The 15417-nt window shown below is 63.1% G+C and carries 17 protein-coding genes; 10 read left to right on the top strand and 7 right to left on the bottom strand.

The window, feature by feature from the left end; translation table 11 throughout:
• Positions 1-167: 167 nt before the first annotated feature.
• The 3 genes from RRX38_RS20520 (at position 168) to RRX38_RS20510 (ending at position 2180) form a co-directional block, all read left to right on the top strand.
• Positions 168-902, top strand: coding sequence for an SDR family oxidoreductase (locus RRX38_RS20520; RefSeq protein WP_315960469.1), 735 nt, complete (start codon positions 168-170; stop codon positions 900-902).
• Positions 903-1111: 209 nt separating this feature from the next.
• Positions 1112-1474 carry a type 1 fimbrial protein gene (locus RRX38_RS20515; RefSeq protein WP_315960468.1) on the top strand — a complete coding sequence of 121 codons (363 nt, stop codon included), beginning with the start codon at positions 1112-1114 and terminating at the stop codon, positions 1472-1474.
• 451 nt (positions 1475-1925) lie between these two features.
• On the top strand, positions 1926-2180 hold the full coding sequence (locus RRX38_RS20510; RefSeq protein WP_315960467.1) for a DUF6124 family protein: 255 nt from the start codon (positions 1926-1928) through the stop codon (positions 2178-2180).
• 239 nt (positions 2181-2419) lie between these two features.
• Here RRX38_RS20510 and RRX38_RS20505 read toward each other — a convergent pair whose 3' ends face one another.
• Positions 2420-2707: a helix-turn-helix transcriptional regulator gene (locus RRX38_RS20505; RefSeq protein ID WP_315960466.1), complete on the bottom strand. Its 288-nt coding sequence runs from the start codon at positions 2705-2707 to the stop codon at positions 2420-2422.
• Positions 2708-2836: 129 nt separating this feature from the next.
• Here RRX38_RS20505 and RRX38_RS20500 point away from each other — a divergent pair, with 129 nt between their 5' ends.
• Both RRX38_RS20500 and RRX38_RS20495 read left to right on the top strand, forming a co-directional pair.
• Entirely contained in the window at positions 2837-3166 is a 330-nt protein-coding gene (locus tag RRX38_RS20500; RefSeq protein WP_315960465.1) for a hypothetical protein, read from the top strand.
• A gap of 123 nt (positions 3167-3289) precedes the next feature.
• Positions 3290-4930: a methyl-accepting chemotaxis protein gene (locus tag RRX38_RS20495; RefSeq protein WP_315960464.1), complete on the top strand. Its 1641-nt coding sequence runs from the start codon at positions 3290-3292 to the stop codon at positions 4928-4930.
• A 17-nt stretch (positions 4931-4947) separates the two neighbouring features.
• Here the strand turns inward: RRX38_RS20495 and RRX38_RS20490 are convergent, their stop codons facing one another.
• Positions 4948-5325: a hypothetical protein gene (locus RRX38_RS20490; RefSeq protein WP_315960463.1), complete on the bottom strand. Its 378-nt coding sequence runs from the start codon at positions 5323-5325 to the stop codon at positions 4948-4950.
• Positions 5326-5548: 223 nt separating this feature from the next.
• Here RRX38_RS20490 and RRX38_RS20485 point away from each other — a divergent pair, with 223 nt between their 5' ends.
• The 4 genes from RRX38_RS20485 (at position 5549) to RRX38_RS20470 (ending at position 9713) form a co-directional block, all read left to right on the top strand.
• Complete coding sequence (locus RRX38_RS20485; RefSeq protein ID WP_315960462.1) at positions 5549-6655, top strand: saccharopine dehydrogenase family protein; 1107 nt, start codon at positions 5549-5551, stop codon at positions 6653-6655.
• Positions 6656-6954: 299 nt separating this feature from the next.
• On the top strand, positions 6955-8130 hold the full coding sequence (locus tag RRX38_RS20480; RefSeq protein ID WP_315960461.1) for a hypothetical protein: 1176 nt from the start codon (positions 6955-6957) through the stop codon (positions 8128-8130).
• A complete protein-coding gene (locus RRX38_RS20475; protein WP_315960460.1) occupies positions 8127-8852 on the top strand; it encodes a ferritin-like domain-containing protein in 726 nt (241 codons plus the stop codon). Before RRX38_RS20480 ends, RRX38_RS20475 begins: the two co-directional genes overlap by 4 nt.
• Before the next feature lie 198 nt (positions 8853-9050).
• Positions 9051-9713 (top strand): hypothetical protein, encoded by a 663-nt coding sequence (locus RRX38_RS20470; protein ID WP_295479091.1) that lies wholly within the window; start codon positions 9051-9053, stop codon positions 9711-9713.
• A gap of 51 nt (positions 9714-9764) precedes the next feature.
• On the opposite strand, the gene RRX38_RS20465 is transcribed toward RRX38_RS20470, so the two are convergent.
• Complete coding sequence (locus RRX38_RS20465) at positions 9765-10619, bottom strand: hypothetical protein (protein ID WP_315960459.1); 855 nt, start codon at positions 10617-10619, stop codon at positions 9765-9767.
• Positions 10620-10862: 243 nt separating this feature from the next.
• On the opposite strand from RRX38_RS20465, the gene RRX38_RS20460 reads away from it, so the two are divergent.
• Positions 10863-11258, top strand: coding sequence for a hypothetical protein (locus RRX38_RS20460; RefSeq protein WP_315960458.1), 396 nt, complete (start codon positions 10863-10865; stop codon positions 11256-11258).
• 201 nt (positions 11259-11459) lie between these two features.
• Here RRX38_RS20460 and RRX38_RS20455 read toward each other — a convergent pair whose 3' ends face one another.
• From RRX38_RS20455 to RRX38_RS20440, 4 genes are read right to left on the bottom strand one after another with little or no spacing between them, the layout of a single operon-like run.
• Positions 11460-12053, bottom strand: a complete 594-nt coding sequence (locus tag RRX38_RS20455) for a peroxidase-related enzyme (RefSeq protein WP_315960457.1) — start codon at positions 12051-12053, stop codon at positions 11460-11462.
• Entirely contained in the window at positions 12050-12562 is a 513-nt protein-coding gene (locus RRX38_RS20450) for a CMD domain protein (protein WP_315960456.1), read from the bottom strand. Before RRX38_RS20450 ends, RRX38_RS20455 begins: the two co-directional genes overlap by 4 nt.
• On the bottom strand, positions 12559-13821 hold the full coding sequence (locus RRX38_RS20445; RefSeq protein WP_315960455.1) for an acyl-CoA thioesterase/bile acid-CoA:amino acid N-acyltransferase family protein: 1263 nt from the start codon (positions 13819-13821) through the stop codon (positions 12559-12561). Before RRX38_RS20445 ends, RRX38_RS20450 begins: the two co-directional genes overlap by 4 nt.
• Positions 13818-15410 (bottom strand): ABC transporter substrate-binding protein, encoded by a 1593-nt coding sequence (locus RRX38_RS20440; protein ID WP_295479076.1) that lies wholly within the window; start codon positions 15408-15410, stop codon positions 13818-13820. The genes RRX38_RS20445 and RRX38_RS20440 overlap by 4 nt, the downstream gene beginning before the upstream one ends.
• Between the last annotated feature and the right edge of the window lie 7 nt (positions 15411-15417).

Below are 15417 nucleotides of genomic sequence, written 5' to 3'. Positions count from 1 at the left end.
CCAGCCCGGCTGCCCTACACGGCCCCCAGACACGAATAGGCAAGTGTTGCGCAGGTTTTGGCACGCGAGAGCCCGCCCGCTGCCCTTAACCTTTCGACGTACCCGACAGCAGCGCCCCAGACCGCTGGGCGTCGCTGAACCTCAATGCTCAAGCAGGAGAAACGGACATGTCGAACATCGAAAATAAAGTCGTATTGATCACCGGCGCAAGCAGCGGCATCGGGGAAGCGGCTGCCCGGCTGATCGCAGCGCGCGGCGCACATGTCGTGCTCGGCGCACGCCGCACCGATCGTCTGCAGCGCCTGGTGGCCGAGATCCGCAGCGCCGGTGGCTCGGCCAGCGCCTGTGCGCTGGACGTCACCGACCTGGCCTCGATGCAGGCGTTCGTGGCCCTGGCCAAGGACCAGCATGGCCAGGTGGACGTGATCATCAACAACGCCGGGGTGATGCCCCTGTCGCCACTGGCCTCGTTGAAGGTCGATGAATGGAACCGCATGCTCGACGTCAACGTGCGCGGTGTGCTGCATGGCATCGCCGCCGTGCTGCCAGGCATGCAGGCACAGGGGCATGGCCAGGTGATCAACATCGCCTCGATCGGTGCGCATGCCGTGTCGCCGACAGCGGCGGTGTACTGCGCCACCAAGTACGCGGTACGCGCCATTTCCGACGGCTTGCGCCAGGAGAGCGACACGATCCGCGTCACGGTGGTCAGCCCAGGGGTGACCGAATCCGAGCTGGCCGACTCGATTTCCGATGAAGCCGGCCGCGAAGAAATGAAAGCCTTCCGCCGCATCGCCATAGGTGCCGATGCCATCGCCAGGGCGCTGGTCTACGCCATCGAGCAGCCAGCCGACGTCGATGTCAGCGAAATCATCGTGCGGCCTACAGCCAGCCCACACTGAGCCACATAGCGCCTGAGCGAACTGTATTGGGCCTGATGCTCAGCACTGCCCCAGGCCGGCCTGCGCGAGCCAAGCAGACAGTAATGGCCTGGAAAGGCGACAGACGAGCCTGCCGGGTTAAAAGCCCGTCGGCCAGCACCCGTTGCGTTTCAGATAATCACCCGGCGAGCCGATACCCAGGAGAGTGATCTTTTTCAGGAGTCAGCCATATGAAATGGACCCTATTCGGACTCGGCCTCGCCACCTTTACCAGCCTCGCCTCGGTGTGCCTGGCCGCTCCCCCTGTCGGCCAAGGCGCGCTCCGCTTCAGCGGCAGCGTCGTCGAGGCATCGTGCTCGGCGTCGTCCTCGGCCGTCGGCTGGCGCCTGGACGGCTGCCCGACACAGGTCCGCCCGCCGGACATCCATGTGCAGCAGATGGATGTCGCCGCCCTGAACGCCCCATCGGTAAAGGTCAAACTGATCGCCAGTGACACGCAGGGCCGCCAATACAGTCAGCACTACGCACTGGTCAGCGACAAGGGCGAGCCTGTGACCCGCGGCAACTACCTGATCACACTCACGGTCCCCTGAAAGGCCAGCGCCCGCCAGCGTCGACTCAGCGTCTGCCAAACGACCAGGGGAGCGAGCCTGCTCGCTCTCACCCTTGCGGCGCCCTGCCGTGGCGCCATGCGCCTGCGACGAACACCGCAGCGCCAGCCGTGGGAAATGATTGCAGGACGCCTCCCTTTCTCTTGAGCGACTTTTCCGAGAGAATCTCGGCCGCTTGCGCCTGTCGATTCGGGTTACTAGGCTGCCTGCCGTCGCTGCAGATTCAGCGACCGGGTTTAGCAGCCTGAGACGATTGGCGCGCAACGCCACCTTGGATAAGGCGATTTTTTTCGCCTGGCATTTATGGTGGCTGTGCGCGGGGCACCTTAGGGTGCGCTGGATGCCAGTCTCCAGTCTGCTAACCCTCGCACGGCCGCCACCCTTCGTTTAGCAGCGCATGGTGCCGGTCTTCATCAATGACTGGAGTAGCACCATGATCAGAAAACTCGTCCCCGACCCTCCCCTGCCCACCACCTTCGAGTCCCAGCTGGCCCAGGTCTGCGACCTGCTGCGCTGCGCCAACGCCACCGTTTACGAGTGCGGCGACAACCTGCACGGCACGGCTCGTGACCTGGCGATGGCCTCCTCGCACCTGATCGTGCAGGCCCAGGGCGTGGTGGATCAATTGCTCGACCGCCTGCCGCTGAATATCAGCGAAAACGAACTGCCGCCGCCTCTGCAACTCTGAGCCTGGCCGCCGGGCATCCCACTGGGGGGCGTCGTGTGCCGACGCTGCCCCATACCGCCCCGTCGTCGCGCCTGCGACCCGGCGGATGATTATTCCCGACCGCCCCGCAACAACTTGCGGCGCGCGGCATAAATCACTTCATGGGGTGGTTTTCCAAAAGAACTCGGCCCACCAGAAAAAAGAATCGATAGTTGGGCGAACGCCCGTCGTGGCAACTAACGCCCACGAACTTTCGTTGTTCAACTTTTTTCATCGGCCGCAGCAAGTCCCATGGTCCCCAGCAAGCCCACGATTTGTTCCCGACTCAAACCTTGGTGCTTCGCATAGCAGATCAACAGCAGCTCAAGCGGATGGATGCCCATCCGGGTGGCCAGCTGATCGAGCTTCTCCAGGGTTGGGCTCTTCAACCCCCGCTCGATCTCGGAAAGATAGGTTCTACCACTGACACCAACGAAGTCTTCCTGGGTCAGTCCCTTGGCTTCCCTGATCTCTTTCAGTGCGGCACCAATAGCCTTGCTCAGCTTCATAGCGCCACCCTTTACAAAAGAAAGGGTTTTCGCTTGAATGCACGCCATAGCACTACACGCTATAGCATGCATGCACAAGGATTTATTTCCCAAGTTCAATAACGGGATACCGCAGGGAGCAACCAGCTCATGATTTCAAAGGAAATTAATCAGAGCGAAGCCGGCAACTTTTCTTCACTTCAAGCGGCCATAGAAGACTTCGCAAAGCGTGTTAGCGGGCGGGAAAGCGAGCCTTGCCTGCGCACCGAAATCATCCACATGCTGCACCAGCATGTTGCACAGACCTTTCCCACGCACATCCCCCTTGCCTCACTTCAGGCGTCGAACAGCGAAGCCCATGAACGGGCGCTGAAGGCTCTGGCTCGCCTATTCGTAGAGTGCGCGAACATTTCCCTGGAACAGGCACTGGCGACCAAGCGCCGGCGTCTGGACGAATCTGACCGATCCGTCTCTGAATAAGCCCCTGGATTTGAACGCAAAAAAAGATTGGCAAATAGCCATCAACGCTTTCCAATAGTCAGGCAATACAACTCAACGCCTGAAAAGTTCAGCCCGCGATGGGCCCCTGTTGGAATCTGCGCCATGCCTCTGCGTAATTTCCGTCTGCAAACCAAACTGATGCTGGTCCTGACCCTGGTCAACCTCATCAGCGTGGTGTCTTTCATCAGCTATGCGCAATACGCCAAGACCCAGGATATCCGCGCGCAGATCGACAGCCGTCTGCGCACCGCTGCCTACGCCGTACCCCGGGTGCTGGGCAACGACTATCTGGACCGCGCCCGCCAGGCCGATGGGCTCAAGCCCGGCGAGTACCTGGCACAAGTACGCAACCTTGGCGAATATGCCGGCGATGTAAGCCTCAAGTACGCCTACAGCCTGATGGTCGACGACAAGGACCAGGTGTATTACCTGGCCGATGGCTCCAGTGCCAGCGACATCGCCAACGACAGCTACTCCAAGCACCTGCAGCACTACACCGATGCCAGCCCGGCCGTGCTGGAAGCAGCCCACAGCGGCCGGGAACAGTTCGACGAATACACCGACAGCTATGGCAGTTTCCGCTCGATCTTCGTGCCGCTGCGCAGCGCCAGCGGCAATACCTATGTGATAGGCGTCGATATCACCCTCGCCACCCTGGAACTGGCGATCAGCCAGAGCCTCTACAGCCTGCTGCTGATCGGTGCCGCGACCTTCCTGGTCGGCCTGCTGCTGTCGTGGCTGGCGGCACGCGCGCTGGTGCATGGCATCCACCACCTCACCGGCCAGCTCAACCACATCGCCGAGAAGCGCGACCTGTCCACCACGGTGACAGTGGTCACCGGCGATGAACTGGGGCACATGGGCCGCCACCTGGCCACACTGCTGCAGGACGTGCGCCAGACCCTGGGCGACGCCTCGGGCATGGCCGATCACAACCAGCGCCTGGCCAGTACCTTCCTGCTGCTGGCCGAGGACATCGCCCAGCGTATCCAGCAGGCCGGTGGTCAACTGGCCGATATCAGCCAGGATGGCCAGTCGATCCGCCAATCCGCCGAGCAGTCATCCAACCTCGCCGCGACGGTACGCGGCTACCTGGAATCCGCCACTCACGAACTGAGCCGTACCCACCAAGAGCTGCAACGGCTGATCGGCGACGTGCGCCACAGCACCTCGGCGAACATCGAACTGGCCGGCGACCTGGGTCGCCTGAGCAGCGAGGCCGAGCAGATCGGCCAGGTACTGCAGATGATCGCCAGCATTTCCGACCAGACCAACCTGCTGGCGCTCAACGCAGCCATCGAAGCTGCCCGCGCCGGCGAAGCGGGACGCGGCTTCGCGGTGGTCGCTGACGAAGTGCGCAAGCTGGCCGGCCAGACCCAGAGCGTGCTGACCGAAGCCCAGCAGGTGATCAACGCCGTCACCGGCGGCATTCGCGAGATTGCCCAGCGCATGGGCAGCAGCGCCGAACAGTCACGTCACCTGGCCGTCGCTTCCGACGGCACGCTGGAAGTCATCGACGGCCTGGTGCAGCAGATGGGCCAGGTCAGCGAAACCATGGACCGCGCCCTGGCCAGCAGTGAAGAAATCCAGCACGCGGTGACCGACATCACCGGGCGCCTGGGCGGCATGCACGAGACCTTCCAGCACACCCACCAGGGCGTCACCGAGATCCACGACTCGGCCACCACCCTGGGCAGCAACGCGCAGGCGCTCAAGGCCGGGCTGCTGGTGTTCCAGACCTGACCTGCCAAGGGCGCGGCTTAGATGCGCAAGCCCTGGCAGCAGACCACGAGCCTTTCGGCCTTGGCACGGCGCAGGTTGATGTAGGCGATGCTCAGCCTGGCCCCCACGCCGAAGGAGATGCTGCAGCCGGTGTGGCACTGGAAGTTTTTCGCCAGCTCCAGCATCACTGAACGCGAGAAGGCCTGCTGGGGCACCCGGACCAGCAGGTCATCACCACCGCCCATCAGCACCTCGGCCCCCATGCGCGTTTCCAGTGCGTCGAGAAGCTGATGGATACCCTGCGTCAAGGCCTCGGACAACTCTCTCAGCTCGACCAGCCGCCCCTGCAGCATCAACCTGTCGATACCGTGCCGGACCTGATCGGCATCACCCAAGATGAAAAGATGTGTCGCCATGCGCCCTGACCTGCCGATTGGCTCGTCGTCCTTGACGAGGGTCTCGTTCAGTCTAGAAGCGCGGCATGCGGCAGGCGGGGCCAAACGGATAGAAGTGCCTCGTACATCTGACTGGATGAGCACGCACCTTACGTTCAGCGGCTGACGCAGGGCCGCAGCGCTCGATTGCGCGCGCCCAGCGTGATTCTCCACAATAGCGCCCGAACCACACAGGGAGTCGGGCATGTCATTGAGCGTTCTGGTGATCGGCGGGTACGGCAATTTCGGCACCATCGTGTGCCGCCACCTGGCCGCTGTCGAAGGCATCGAGCTGTACGCGGCCGGTCGCGACGCTGCCCGCCTGGCCAACCTGGCGCAGCGCTTCGCCCTGCAGACCTGGTGTGGCGATGCCCACGCTGCCGGCTTTGCCGACACCCTGAGGCAACTGGGCATCGATCTGGTGATCCACACCGGCGGGCCATTCCAGGGTCAGTCGTACCGAGTGGCCGAACAGTGCATCGAGGCGGGCGTGCACTATTGCGACCTGGCCGACTGCCGCACCTTCGTCAATGGCATCCATGTGCTCGATGCTCCAGCCAGGGCCGCCGGCGTCGCGGTGCTCAGCGGCTGCAGTTCGGTGCCCAGCCTGTCGGCGGCCTTGCTCGATGAACAGCGCCAGCGTTTTGCGCGCATCGACCGAATCGAACACGGCATTTCCTCATCGGCGAAAATGCCCGGCCTGGCCACCGTGGAAGGTGTACTGGCCTACGCCGGCCAACCGATCCTGCAGCGCCGTGGCGGCCAGCCCCACGCGGTGCACGGCTGGCTGGGTCTGCAGCGTCGACAATTGCCGGGCCTGGGCTGGCGCTGGCTGGCCAACGTCGACGTACCGGACATGGACCTGTTCGGCGAGCGCTACGGCGCCCGTGACCTGGTGTTCAAGGCCGGTCCCGGCCTGATGCCCGGCGCCCTGGCCACTGCCCTGCTGGCCCAGGCGCGGCGCCTGGGACTGATCGCCGACCCCGCGCCCTGGGCACGCCGCCTGCACCGTATGGGCACGGCCTGCGAACGCTTCGGTGACGGCCGCAGCGCGCTGTACCTGGAGGTGCATGGCGTGGATCACAACCAGTTGCCGCTGCGCCTCGACATTCAACTCAACGCCGCACGCGAAAAGGGGCAGGAAATTCCCGCCTGTGCCTCGGTGGCCCTGGCCCGCAAGCTGGCCGACAGCTACCAGCCGACGCCCGGCGCCCGCCCCTGCGTCGGTGAGATCAGCGTGGCTGAATATCTGGCCGCCATCGACGCGCCTGCCGACCTTCAGCTCCACGTGCGCTATCAGGGCGGCGCATGAACGACCTGTAACCCCAAATACCGTTCAGTTAGTCGTTATGTGGTGGGAGCGGCTTTAGCCGCGAAAGCGCCAGGAAATTCAGTGCATCTGCTGTGAACATGCGATCGCTTCGCGGCTGAAGCCGCTCCTACCCGGCCTCACCGGGCGGTATTGCCCGTAACCCCAATACTGCTCAGTTCACCCCCACAGGCCATCCGTCGCCGCCACGGAAACCCACGCCGTCATTCCAGTCGACCGTATACGGGGTGTTGTCACGCCGTTCGAGAGCACTCCGTATCCCTGATGACGGAGACCATCCGATGAACACAATCGACAACCTGCTGGACAACAAGGGTGTGCCACTGGAGAAACAGTCGTTCACCTGGCGGGAGCTGGCCGGCAAGCCGATCAGCAAACTGGATGACGATGCCTTCACCCGCGTGCGGGTGATCCTGATGAACGGTGTCGAGGCCGACACTCTGCGCCTCAAGCACATCGGTGCGCGGCTCAACAAGGAACTGCGCCTGCCACTGGCCCAGGTGCGGCGTGTCGAGCACCACCAGATGACCGCGATCAACTGGCTGCTCTCGGCCGACCATTCGCCCCTGGAAACCACCGTGGCCTACGAACAGGTGGCCATCGAAGTGACTGCCGCCGTGGCCCAGAACGAACCTGACCCGTACCAGGCACAGACCTACCGCTTCGGCCTGCTCGAAGACTTCGACCACCTGTACCGCTACTCGGCGATGCTCGACCGCCTGGAGGGCAAGGACGCCAATACCATCCTGCAGGGCTACACCGACCTGGTGCCGGGCCGCCCGACCAGCGAGCACCACCGCGCGCCGGAAGACGACCTGCGCGAGCACTACAGCAAGGACAGTGCCGCTCTGATCACCAAGCTGCACGCCGCGCTGATCACCGCCGCCGAATACCAGACCCACGACTACTACATGAACATCGGCCCGCTGTTCGCCGACCCGGTGGCCCGCGCGCTGTACGCGGAAATCGCCTCGGTGGAGGAGCAGCACGTCACCCAGTACGGCTCGCTGCAGGACCCCGGCGAGAGCTTCCTGGAGAAGTGGCTGATTCATGAGGCCATGGAGGTGTACGCCTACGCCAGTTGCCACGCCCAAGAGGAAAACCCGCGCATCAAGGGCCTGTGGGAACGCTTCGTCGACTACGAACTGGGGCACCTGAACCTGGCCTGCGAGCTGTTCAAGCAGCACGAACGTCGCGACCCCGCCGAAGTGCTGGCCGGGCAGTTGCCGGCGATGATCGACTTCAAGAGCCAGCGTGACTTCGTGCGCGAGACCCTGGCCCAGGAAGTCGACCTGCGTGCCCACGGCATCGACTACGTGCCGAAAGACCAGGAGAACCAGGCCTCGCTGGAGTACCGTGCGCGGCTCAACAGTGCCGGCGTGCCGGCCAACATCGTCTCGGCCGGCTACACCTGGCGGCCGGGCTCGGAACTCAATGTGAAGGGAGAACAGCCATGAGCGACGCGCAAGTCAGCACAGGCATGAATCGCACCGGTGCGCAGATGTCGCCCGAAGACGTTCAGGCCCAGGAAGAAGCGACCCGGCACTTTCCGGCCGATGTGCCCGGTGATGTCGGCCAGTACACCGAAGCACGCCAGCGCGCCATTCTCGACGCCGACCCGCTCGGCTCGGTGGCACCGCCTGGCTCGACCAAGGGCATGCTGAAGAACACCTTCGACAAGATGCTCGGCAAGAATCCTCAGGTGCTGCTGGACAAGCTGGGCGAGCGGCTGGCCTTCGAGCGCGCCGGCGTGCGCCTGTACGAAGCCATGATCGCCAAGGCCACGTCGGCACAGGGCGCAGACCCGTCGCTGGTCAGCACCCTGCGGGAAATCCAGGCTCAGGAGTTGGAGCACATGAATATCGTGCGCGACGCCATCGAAACCCTCGGCGCCGACCCCACCAGCGTCACCCCGTGCGCCGACCTGGTCGGGGTCAAGGCGATGGGTATCCTGCAGGTGCTTACCGACCCGCGCACCACGCTGTCACAGTCGCTGAGCGCGATTCTCACCATCGAGCTGGAAGACAACGCGGCCTGGTCGCTGCTGGTCGAGCTGTGCAACCACGGCGGCCACCCGATGATCGCCGATCGCTTCGAGCAGGCGCAGCAACAGGAGGAAATGCATCTGACCATGATCCGTGGCGCGGTACGCCAGGACCTGTTCGAGCAGTTGAGTTAAACCAAGCCGGCCCCGGCGAGCGGGACGGGGCCAGGCTGCGAGCGCTTTGAATGCCGACACCCGGGCAAAAACGCTCCGCACACTGTGACGCTGCCCACAACCGATCAACACTTCAGAAAAGCCCTACGAGATGTTCAGGATGAGTTTCGCAAGGCACGGCCGTTAGCCGTAACGAGCCCACCCGAAGAGTCATCGACCATGAACATCACCTCTGCGACCTTTCCCTGCATCGTCACCCTGCCCATGCCGAAAGCGGCTGTGCAAGCCACCGATGGGCCGACACTTGAAGCCAGCGAAACGCCAGGACGCGTGAAGGCCAGCCGAGAGGCGGGGCCTGCGCTGGACATGGTAAGTCTTGCTTACCAATGCCGCTCTTCTGCAGAAGAATGTCCGATCAGCGATGAGGAACTTTATCTGTGGAAGCTGAAAGCCTCTTCTCAGATAGAGCTTGAGATCCAGCAATGCCACCACTCCAAAATCCGCAACGAGCTGAACATCGTCAGACCAGACCTCGCGAACAAGCCTTTCAGCTATACCCTGGGCGCTGACGGACAGCTAAAAATACTTGACCCAAATCAGTCGTTAAATGAAGGCGAGTTGAACTACCTGACCGAACTGTTCAACGCTCACAATGGCTTTAAAGACAGCGTAATCCGCCATGCTGAAATAGCTATCGCCCTGGTGCATAACGATGAGGTCTTCGGCGGTCAATACGAATTGAACCTGGGGAACATCGAAAACACGCTCGATTATGGAAAGCTGATCGCGGCCAAGCCGGAAAAGAGGTACGAAGCGTTCGTGATGCAGGTCCTGGAAAAGGGCGAGAAGCGTGAACAGCCTTTGGTCGATGTGATGGTCTGATCTCAGGCAATCGCTCTGGTGAGACAGATCAGCAGAGCGATTGCCAGAAGGTCAATTTTTCGACCAGTTGATCAACCAGCGTTTACAAATGTGTCCGAAAAAGAAGGTATGAGGTTTGTCAGCAATCGCTCCCGGCAAGAAATTCACTGCTTGATAAACTCCGACTTTGTACCGAGTTGCCCATGTGTTCCGCCCGCCATTCACATGAACGAACGGCTCGGCATACACGCCACCTTCGCAAGCGTTGAAGCGTATGAGCTCTTTCACCTTTCCGTCCCGGTCAGAAAGGTAAAACTCCGTAGTTTCCTTGAGTTCAACATTGGGCAGGAACGTAAACGCAACCACGCCCCCCTCCAGAGGATGTCCCTTGTTATCGGTGAAGGTCACATCAAGCATCGCCTCGGTAAGCGCCTGTGTGGCAAGAAATTCTGGCTTGGTACGTCCGTGAGGAATCGGCAGGAAACCTTTCTGATGGTGAAAGTCATAACGCATGTGCGGATAAGAGCCAAATACCAAGCTGTAGCCGATGGCCTGTGGCTGAACGCCGTCGACCGCCAGTACCTTGACTTCAACGGTGGCGCCAACGGCCAAGCCCTGAAACTTCTGAGGTGCGCTGCCGCTTTTTGCCTTCCATTCACCGCTGTCGATTCGGTATTCAAGGCGCCATTGCTGTCCGTACGTGGCAGAATTCAACGTCGTTAATAATACGTCCTGCCCGCGCAGTGCCGTGAAGCGGTAATGATGTATGGCATGCGGGTTCTCCAGTTCACCGCTGAGAAAGTGAACACGATCCTCCAGCACCGTGGCCTGATCGGTATTTTCAACCGCAGCCGTTTGTGCGAATGCCGGGAACAGGTAGGCGGTCAATAAGCACGCCAACAATCCTTTCAAATAATGGGTTTTCATCCCTGTAAAGCCTCGTTCGTTATTGGATTAAGTCTTTGCCTTTCTGGATCAAGTCCAGAAACACGGCGGACGTAATCACTCGATATTCGAGCGTTCAATAGCGCGGGATTAAATCGAAAACATCCTACTTATAAATCTGGGCTCAGCAGGCTTCGACACACATCACCGCGCAACCAAAAGCCGCCTCATGGGTCTATGCAGCGAAGATTGACCGGCACTGAACAAGCCTGGGAACGACGCACGATGAAGTGGATGAACCTGTCATGGCTGGTTCTGGCCAGTATCGGCTTGGCGGGCTGCCAGAACGTCAGGATGCCGTGGGAGCCGGAGCCTACCGTGCACCAGCGCGGCTACCATGCCGGTTGCGCGGCCAAGCGCGGGGCCGAGTACGACGAGCACGCGGGGCGCGACCTGCCACAGGACCAGCAACAGGAATTTGCCGCCGGTTTTTCCGAGGGTTATGCCCTGTGCGACCCGAACATGGACCTACGCCCCTGGATCAGCAACCAGCCGATGCCGACGCTGCCTTCGGAGGAATCGCGCTACCCAAAGACGCCTTGGGAGCTGGAGAGAAAACAGAAGGAAGAGTGCAACGACGAGCACCGGCTGTGCTTCCCGCCACCGCCCAATACCCCCTGATGCCAGCCCCCTCATCTTGTGGCCGGTAGCGTGTTGGGCAGGTTTTCCCGAACCTGTTGGAGCTTGCTCGCGATGGCTTCGTCACGTTCACAGCCAATGCAGCGGCCTTGCCAGCTTTTCGCGAGCAAGCTCGCCCCAACAAAAGCCGGCAGGCACGTAATTGAACAGTTGCGGCCAGAACCCTAGCGACCGCTCTCGGTGTCAGGCTGACTCTGGCGAGTAGACCGGGTCGCCAAGGTTGAGCATCAGGCGGTTGGCCCAGGCGAAGATGGCCACGGCCTGGATCAGGTCGAGGATTTCACCGTCGTTGAGGCCGACGTCACGCAGCGGCTGCAAGTGCTCGGGGCCGATGGCGCCCGGGTCGAGGGTCAGGTCGATGGAGAAGCGGATGATCGCCTGCTCGCGCGGGTTGCCGCCTGCCGTGGCCGGGTCGGCGAAGATTTCGGCGACCACTTCGTTACGCTTGGCCAGTTGCTCGAAACGCTGGGCATGCACCGAGGCGCAGTACACGCAGTGGTTTACCCGCGACACCACGGTGCTGGCCAGTTCGCGCTCGTAGCGTGGCAGGCCGCCGGGGGCGTACATGATGGCGTTGAACACCAGCGAGCGCTGGCGCAGCACTTCAGGCTGATGAATCAGGGTCAGGTAGTACTCGCTGGTCATCGCCTTGGGGTGGCTTTCCTTGAGCACGTCCAGTTGTTCCGGGCTGGCCTGTTCCGGGTTGACGATCGGCAGCCAGGAGGCCCAGCCGAGGGTTTCGTTGGTGAAGCCGTTGTCGCGGATGATCTGGCTCATTGGGCGGCTCCCAGGGCTTGCAGGGCGGCGAGGCCGGCGGTCAGCCGGACCTGATAGGAAATGAAAGCGATCAGTTGCGCCAGGGTGACGGCGTCCAACGGGCTCAGCCCGGCCTCGCGCAGGGCATCGAGGGCGGCGCGGTCGCCTTCCTTCGGCGCCAGGATCAGTGTACGGGTGTAGCCCAGCACACGACGCAACAGTGCATCATCGATGGCGGCCAGGTCGTCCTGCTCCACGGCGGCGAGCAGCGGTGCGCGGGTGTTCAGCTCGACCAGACGCTGGCGATAGTGGGCCGCCAGCTGTGCCTGGCGGCTCAACAGGCTGCCGTACAGGGCCACCAGCAGGCGGGTCTCGACACTCAGGTTGCCGGGCAGGTCGGCGGCGAACAACAGTTCGTGGCTGGCCTGGGTGGCCAGGGTGACTTTGCTGCGAGCCTGGCGAACTTCGCGCAGGTGGCTGTCCGCTTGCAGCACCAGGCTGTCGATCAGATCGTTGGCAGGGGAACTCATGGGTGGGTCTCCAGGCTTGCCTGGCGCGCGGCCACGGCGTCTTGCAGGAATTGACGCACGCCCTGCCAGGAGCCTTGGTTGGCTTTGGCATTGGCGGCGGGCGTGCCGTCCTGGCTGTAAGTGGACGGAATGAAAGGCAACAGGATGCTATGCCCGGCTTGCGGAAAATCCAGGTGCTGCACCGGCCAGGGGTGCTCGAACTGCGCCAGACGCTCGCTGACCATGCGCGAGAACAGGTCGGACGGCCAGGCAGCATCGTCGCCGGCAGACAGCAACAGCACCGGCCCCTGGATCTTCTCCACCGCAATGCGCGCACGCGCCACGGCCTCGGGGTCATCCAGGGCGCTGAGCATCGACAGCGCATTGCGCTGCCCGGCATCGCGGGCCTGCCAGCTGGCGGTGCGGTTGTCGTTCCACAGGTGCACCAGGGGCTGGCCGCGGTACAGCCAGGCCGGGCCGTCGCGGCCCACGGCGGGGTCGGCCGCCGCCTGGCCACCGTGGACCAGAGCGCTGGGCACATAACCGATCACCGCCGAGACTTTTTCGGGGAACAGGCTGGCGAGCAGCAGCACCAGCTCGCCGCCACGCGACTGGCCGCTCAGGGCCACGAAGTCGTGGGCTGGCCGCACTTCACGACGCAGCCAGTCCAGGCCCCGCTCGAAGTACTCCAGCGGGGTATTGGAAATGTAGTCCGACAGGCCCGGCGCCTTGAAATAGCCGAGCGCCAGGGCGGCATAACCCCGGGAGGCATAGAGCGCTGCGCGGGGTTCGTTGATGCCGCCGCCGGAGCCGTTGAGCACCATCACCGCCGGATGCGGTCCGGGACCTGCGGGCAGGAACAGCGTGCCCACCAGGCCGTCTTCACGCACCTCGCGACGGCTCACGCCCTCGCCGGCCAGGTACTGCGTCAGGGTGGCGGAAATCTCGCTGCCGTCCAGGCTGATGTGAGTCAGCAGTGGCTGCAGGAGATCGTCCGGGAACACGGCAGCCGTCGCCGGCTGGCCCTCGGGCTTCTGACTCCACAGCAGGCCCAGGGCGCTGACACCCTGGTAGTCGCCGGCCACCGGCGCATCACGCTGCAGGTCCACGCGGCCCTGTGCATCGGCGACGAACTGCGCCCGGCTGATCCAGCCCACGCCGTGGCCGCGCCGGGTGCGGGCGGTCAGGGTGATGCGCTGCCCCGGCGCCAGCCCCACAACCCGGACGTGTCGTGGCTCGTCGAGCAGACCGCTGGCCGGACTGACGCTCAGTTCGATCAAGGCTTGGCTCCGCCGGCCGGCTCTTCGCTGACCATTAGCGCGGCGGTGCGGTCGCTGAGCCATGGCACGACTTTCAGACCCGTACGGGCGGCCCAGATGTTCTGGTAGTGGAACAGCGGCAGGATGCCAACGTCGTCACTGACGCGCTTGACCGAATCACGCAGGATGGCTTCGCGCTTGGCGTTGTCGAATTCTGCAGTGGCCTTTTCCAGGTCGCGGTCGACCTCAGGGTTGCTGTAGCGGCCCCAGTTGGACATGCCCAGGCCCTTGCCGGCATCCGCCGTGGCGAGGATGTTGGTCAGGCCGTAGCTGGCTTCACCCGTGCCGTTGCCCCAGGCAATCACGCTGATGGCGAACTCGTTCTTGTTGGCACGGCTGGCGTACACCGACCATGGCACCACCTGCAGGTCGACCTTGATGCCGATGCGCGCCCAGAACTGCGCCACCGCCTGCATGGCCTCCGGGGCCTGCGGGTAGCGGTCGCCCGGTACATGGACGCTCAGCTGGAACCCTTCCGGATAACCCGCCTCGGCGAGCAGGGCCTTGGCCTTCTTGGCGTCGAAGGGGATGTCCTTGACGTCGGGGTTGTAGCCAAAGGTGTTGGCCGGCATCCATTGGTTGGCCTCGGTGACGGTGTTCTGCAGGATGCGCTCGACGATGGCCTTGCGGTTGATCGCCAGCGACAGAGCCTCGCGCACCCGCACGTCACGCAGCGGGTTCTGCGCCAGTGGCTTGCCGGCGTTGTCGCGGATGAATTCGTTGGGGCCTTCGCGGAAGCTTGGCTGGATGATCAGCGCCCGCAGGCCAGGGTAGGCGAAGACTTTCACACCTGGCGTCTTGCCGAGTTTCTGCACGTCGCTGGGCGAAACCTTGTCGATCACGTCCACGTCACCGGCCAGCAGCGCGGCGGTGCGCCCGGCTGGGTTGGGAACGTAGCGGTAGTCGACCTTGGCCCAGGCCGGCTTCGGTCCCCAGTAGCCATCGTTGCGCTCGAACAGCGCGCGGTCACCCTGCGCGTAGGACACCAGCTTGTACGGACCGGTACCCACCGCTGCCTTGCCGCTGCTGTAATCCTCACTGCTGGCGCCCGCGCCCACATGGCGGCTGACCAGGTAGATCGTGTCGACGTTGTCGACCAGCAAGGGGTTGGGCACCTTGGTCTTGATCACCACGGTATGCGCATCCTGGGCGCTGATGCTCTCGACGGTGCGCAGGCCGGCGGCATAGGACGCCACGCTGCCCGGCACGTTGCGCGCCCGCTCCACGGAAAACACCACATCGTCGGCGGTGAACGGCTTGCCGTCCTGCCACTTCACGTCGTCACGCAAGTGCAGCACCCAGGTCAGCGGGTCTTTGGTTTCCCAGCTTTTGGTCAGGCCCGGATGCAGGCCGTCGTCACGACGCTGCACGATCGATTCGAAATTGTGCAGGGCGATGGAGCGGTCACCGGCGTGGTTGTTCAGTTGCGGATCGAGGGACGACACCGGGTCGGCGTAGGCGATGCGCAGGGTCTTGTCGGCGTCAGCGGCCACGGCATGCCCTGCGCTCAGCAGGGCCAGGGTCAATGCACTGGTCAGTAAGGGTTTCAAGGAGCGG

Origin of the sequence: Pseudomonas sp. DTU_2021_1001937_2_SI_NGA_ILE_001, from assembly GCF_032463525.1 — a bacterium.
Lineage (GTDB): Bacteria > Pseudomonadota > Gammaproteobacteria > Pseudomonadales > Pseudomonadaceae > Aquipseudomonas.
The sequence above is the reverse complement of the archived record's forward strand: the minus strand, read 5'-3'. Positions and strand labels throughout refer to the sequence as shown.